We start from the raw sequence: 3,898 nt of genomic DNA, 5'->3' as shown, positions 1-3,898 counted from the left end.
CTTCAGGGCAGGAACAATTCGTTCCGGGGTCCCCTTACAGTAAGCGTCCCCGGGTCCAAAAGCATTACAAACCGGGCGCTGCTCTTAGCCACCCTGGCCTCCGGCCAGTCCATCCTTCGGGGAGCGCTGTTTTCCGACGATTCCAGGCACTTTCTGAAATGCGTCCAGTCCCTGGGCTTTGAGGCTGTAGCCCGGGAGGATGCCTGTGAGATTACGGTAAAGGGACTGGGCGGCCAAATTCCCAAGGGGGAGGCCTCCCTGTATGTGGGAAGCGCCGGTACGGCGGCACGTTTTCTCACCGCCTGTCTGGGCGTTTCCAAGGGGATTTACCATATGGACGCCTCCGGGCAGATGCGCAGACGCCCCATGGCTCCCCTCCTTTCTTCCTTAGAGGAGCTGGGATGCAGGATCACCTATCAAGGAGAAAGGGGCTTTTTCCCCTTCACGCTTTGCGGAGACGGCTTTTGCAAAAATTCCATTTCCATCCACATTGGCCACAGCAGCCAGTTTTTAAGCGCTCTGTTGATTTCCTCCTGCCTCTGTCCTGAGGATTTTTCCATTCAGGTGGAAGGCTCCCACGGCATGGCTTACATCGAAATGACCTGCAAAATGATGGAACAGTTTGGAGTGCAGGTTCTGCAGCCGAAGCCAGGGCTTTTTCTCACTAAAAAAGGGCAGCGCTATCAGGCTCTTGACTACAGGATAGAACCGGATGTGTCCGCCGCCTGCTATTTTTATGCTTTAGCGCCTCTTCTTGGAATCCCCGTAGTCACAAGCCATGTACATTTTCATTCTCTGCAGGGGGATGTGGCTTTCCTGAAGATTCTGGAGCAGATGGGCTGCGGCGTAAAAGATACCGAGGATGGGATTTTAGTGACCCCGCCGGACCAGGGAATTTTTCACGGGATCAAGGCTGATATGTCCGCCTGCTCAGATCAGGCTATCACTCTGGCCGCCATTGCCCCTTTTGCAGACGGCCCCACCACCATCACAGGCATTGGCCACATCCGTTTCCAGGAATGCGACCGTATGAGGGCTATCTGCACAGAGCTTGGCAGAATGGGCATCCGCTGCAGAGAGGATCAGGACAGCATCACCATATGGCCCGGCACACCGAAGCCCGCTCTAATACACACCTACGACGACCACCGGATGGCTATGGGCTTTGCCCTGACAGGCCTTCGCAGCGAGGGAATCGTCATAGATAACCCCGGCTGCTGCCGCAAAACCTTTGAAACCTATTTTCAGGTGCTGGATCAGGTAATACGCCAGCTTGCAGCGGACTGATTTTCACTATACACTTTTTTCAGATTATGGTATACTTATTTCATATTTACAGATTTTCAGATGAGACAGAGAGGTATTTCTATGAGTAAGAAGAAAGTAGTTGTTTCCCTTGGACATGACGCTCTCGGCTACACCACCACAGAGCAGTGGGACGCCGTCAAGATAACCGCCAGGGCCCTGGCCGATCTGGTGGAGGAGGATTATCAGCTGACCATCACCCATAGCAACGGTCCCCAGGTCAGCATGATCCACAAGGCCATGACAGAGCTTCGCCGGGTGTATATTGATTACACGCCGGCGCCCATGTGCGTATGCTCCGCAATGAGTCAGGGCTATGTGGGCTATGACATTCAAAACTCACTGCGGGCGGAGCTTTTAAGCCGAGGCATTTCCAAACCGGTAAGCACTATACTGACCCAGGTCACCGTCGACCCCTACGATGAGGCCTTTTACGAGCCCACCAAGGTGATTGGACGTTATATGTCCAAAGAGGATGCGGAGATCGAGTTAAAAAAGGGCAATTATGTGAAGGAATATCCCGGCAAGGGATTCCGCCGGGTGGTGGCGGCTCCCAAGCCCATTGATATCGTGGAAATAGAAGCCATCCGCACGCTGGCCGAGGCCGATCAGGTGGTGATCGCCTGCGGAGGAGGCGGCATTCCCGTTATCGAGCAGAAGAATGCGCTGAAGGGAGCCTCCGCCGTCATCGAAAAGGATGCCATCGCCGGAAAGCTTGCGGCAGACCTTGCCTGTGACGAGTTAATTATTCTGACTTCTGTAGACTATGTATACAGGGATTTCGGCTCACAGGATCAGACGCCCATTTCTGCAATGAATCTGGAGCAGGCAAGACAGTATATCGCAGAAGGGCAGTTCGAGGCGGGCACCATGCTGCCCAAGATTGAAGCAGCTGTGGAGTATCTGCAAAAGGTTCCAAACGGCAGAGTACTCATCACTTCCATGAAATGTGTCAAGGATTCCATAAAGGGGAAAACAGGTACTTTGATCACAGCCTGAAAAACAGGCTGCCTCAAGGACTGACTGCTCAAAAGCTGTTTGTTCAAAAACTGATTAAAACAGGCGCGTTACCGCCCGGCCCCAAAAGCCGCCAGCAACGCGCCTATTATAATGCAGAAATCCGATACATTAAACACCACTTTTCTAAGTCTCTTCCACTTTACGCCAAAGCTGATATAATCCACCACATACTTTCTTTTCAGTCTGTCGTAAGTGTTGCTGAAGGCGCCTCCCACAAGCAGGGACAATCCCGCTTTCAGCATCCCGTTTCCCTTCTGCCCCAGACTAAGGAGCAACGCTCCCAGGGCAAAAGCCGTTAACAGAAGAGAAAGGGCAGCGATCACAGAACGCTTTCGCTCTCCGAAATTCAATGCCGCCCCTCTGTTATGATGCCTGCGCAGCAGAAGCCTTCCACCAAAAAGTTCTCTGGTTTCGCCTTCCAAAAGGTTCTGCTCCACTTTATTTTTGATGCACAGGTCTCCCATAAAAATGCTTAACAGGATTCCGAAACAACTTATATTTGTCATCTTATGCCTTTCCCTTCGCTTTCAGGGACTTTTCTATTGCTATCTAGCTTAATAGCCCCAGCGCTCGCTGTCATACTCTAAAATTGTGCCGTTGAAAGCATCTATGGTATATTCGTATTCCATTTCACCTGCATAGAATTCGATCTCATACTCCATGCGTCCGTCGTCATTGTCCAGCTTCGCCTTGGAAAAGGTTGCACTTTCAGCGGAAACTCCCGCATGGCTTAACGCTGCAGACTTTGCCGCATCCACACCAATGTAGGAATGGCTTGCACTCGTCCCACTGCCAGCGTTCACCTGTGCTCCGGTCTGGAAGGATTCTACCGATTTGCTGTAAATTTCTCCGGTATCTGCGTTGATCTCATAATCATACTCCGCTGTAGAAGTATAGAAATCAATCTCATATACCCATACAAAATCCTCTCTCTCGTACCTCTGCGTGGTAAAGGTAACGTCTGAAGCGCTCAAGCCTGCATCCGCCAGGGCGATTTCCTTGGCGGCCTCCAGACCAATGCCTGCTGTCTGAGAGCCGCTCTGCGCCTGATTGGAAGCTGCGCTCTGAGTGGAAGGCTGTGCCTGGTTTGCAGTACTGCTCTGTGCAGCTGTCTGGGCCTGGCTTGAGGTGCCGCTCTGTGCAGCTGTCTGGGCCTGGTCTGAGGCGCCGCTCTGTGCAGCTGTCTGGGCCTGGTCTGAGGTTCCGCTCTGTGCAGCTGTGCCCTGATCTGTGCCCTGAGCCTGGTTTGCAGTGGTATTCTGGTCAGCCTGCGCCTGGTCTGCTACGCCCTGAGCTGTGCCCTGAGCCTGGCTGGTAATGATGCTTTGTTCCGGCTGGCTTGGATTTGCCGCCGTATTCTCCTCTGCCGTATAGGCGCTTCTGGATGCTTCCAGCATGGCCTGCCTTTCAATACTGTTCGTAATCACGCTTACCGCTGCGGCAATTCCTACAATACAGATCACCGCCAGCATGCAGAAGCAGGTAATGATGGCTCTCACAGGAGTTGCAAAAAGTTTTTTCAAGAATTTCATAATGTCTCATCTCCTCTTCTTTCCTTTTGTAACTCCTATTA

General features: G+C 52.3%; 4 protein-coding genes. 2 read left to right on the top strand and 2 right to left on the bottom strand.

The features are described from left to right. The coding region (aroA, locus tag AC1WIP_RS12745; RefSeq protein ID WP_481142183.1) for a 3-phosphoshikimate 1-carboxyvinyltransferase at positions 1-1,287 on the top strand (1,287 nt) is incomplete at its 5' end. An 81-nt stretch (positions 1,288-1,368) separates the two neighbouring features. Beyond that, positions 1,369-2,304, top strand: coding sequence for a carbamate kinase (gene arcC / locus AC1WIP_RS12740; protein ID WP_481142182.1), 936 nt, complete (start codon positions 1,369-1,371; stop codon positions 2,302-2,304). Between the two features lie 68 nt (positions 2,305-2,372). Here the strand turns inward: arcC and AC1WIP_RS12735 are convergent, their stop codons facing one another. Both AC1WIP_RS12735 and AC1WIP_RS12730 read right to left on the bottom strand, forming a co-directional pair. Beyond that, positions 2,373-2,831: a signal peptidase II gene (locus tag AC1WIP_RS12735; protein WP_481142181.1), complete on the bottom strand. Its 459-nt coding sequence runs from the start codon at positions 2,829-2,831 to the stop codon at positions 2,373-2,375. 48 nt (positions 2,832-2,879) lie between these two features. After that, positions 2,880-3,857 carry a PepSY domain-containing protein gene (locus AC1WIP_RS12730; protein WP_481142180.1) on the bottom strand — a complete coding sequence of 326 codons (978 nt, stop codon included), beginning with the start codon at positions 3,855-3,857 and terminating at the stop codon, positions 2,880-2,882. Positions 3,858-3,898: the final 41 nt, after the last annotated feature.

This window comes from Acetatifactor sp., from assembly GCF_982438285.1.
This window is presented reverse-complemented; position numbering and strand designations above follow the sequence as displayed.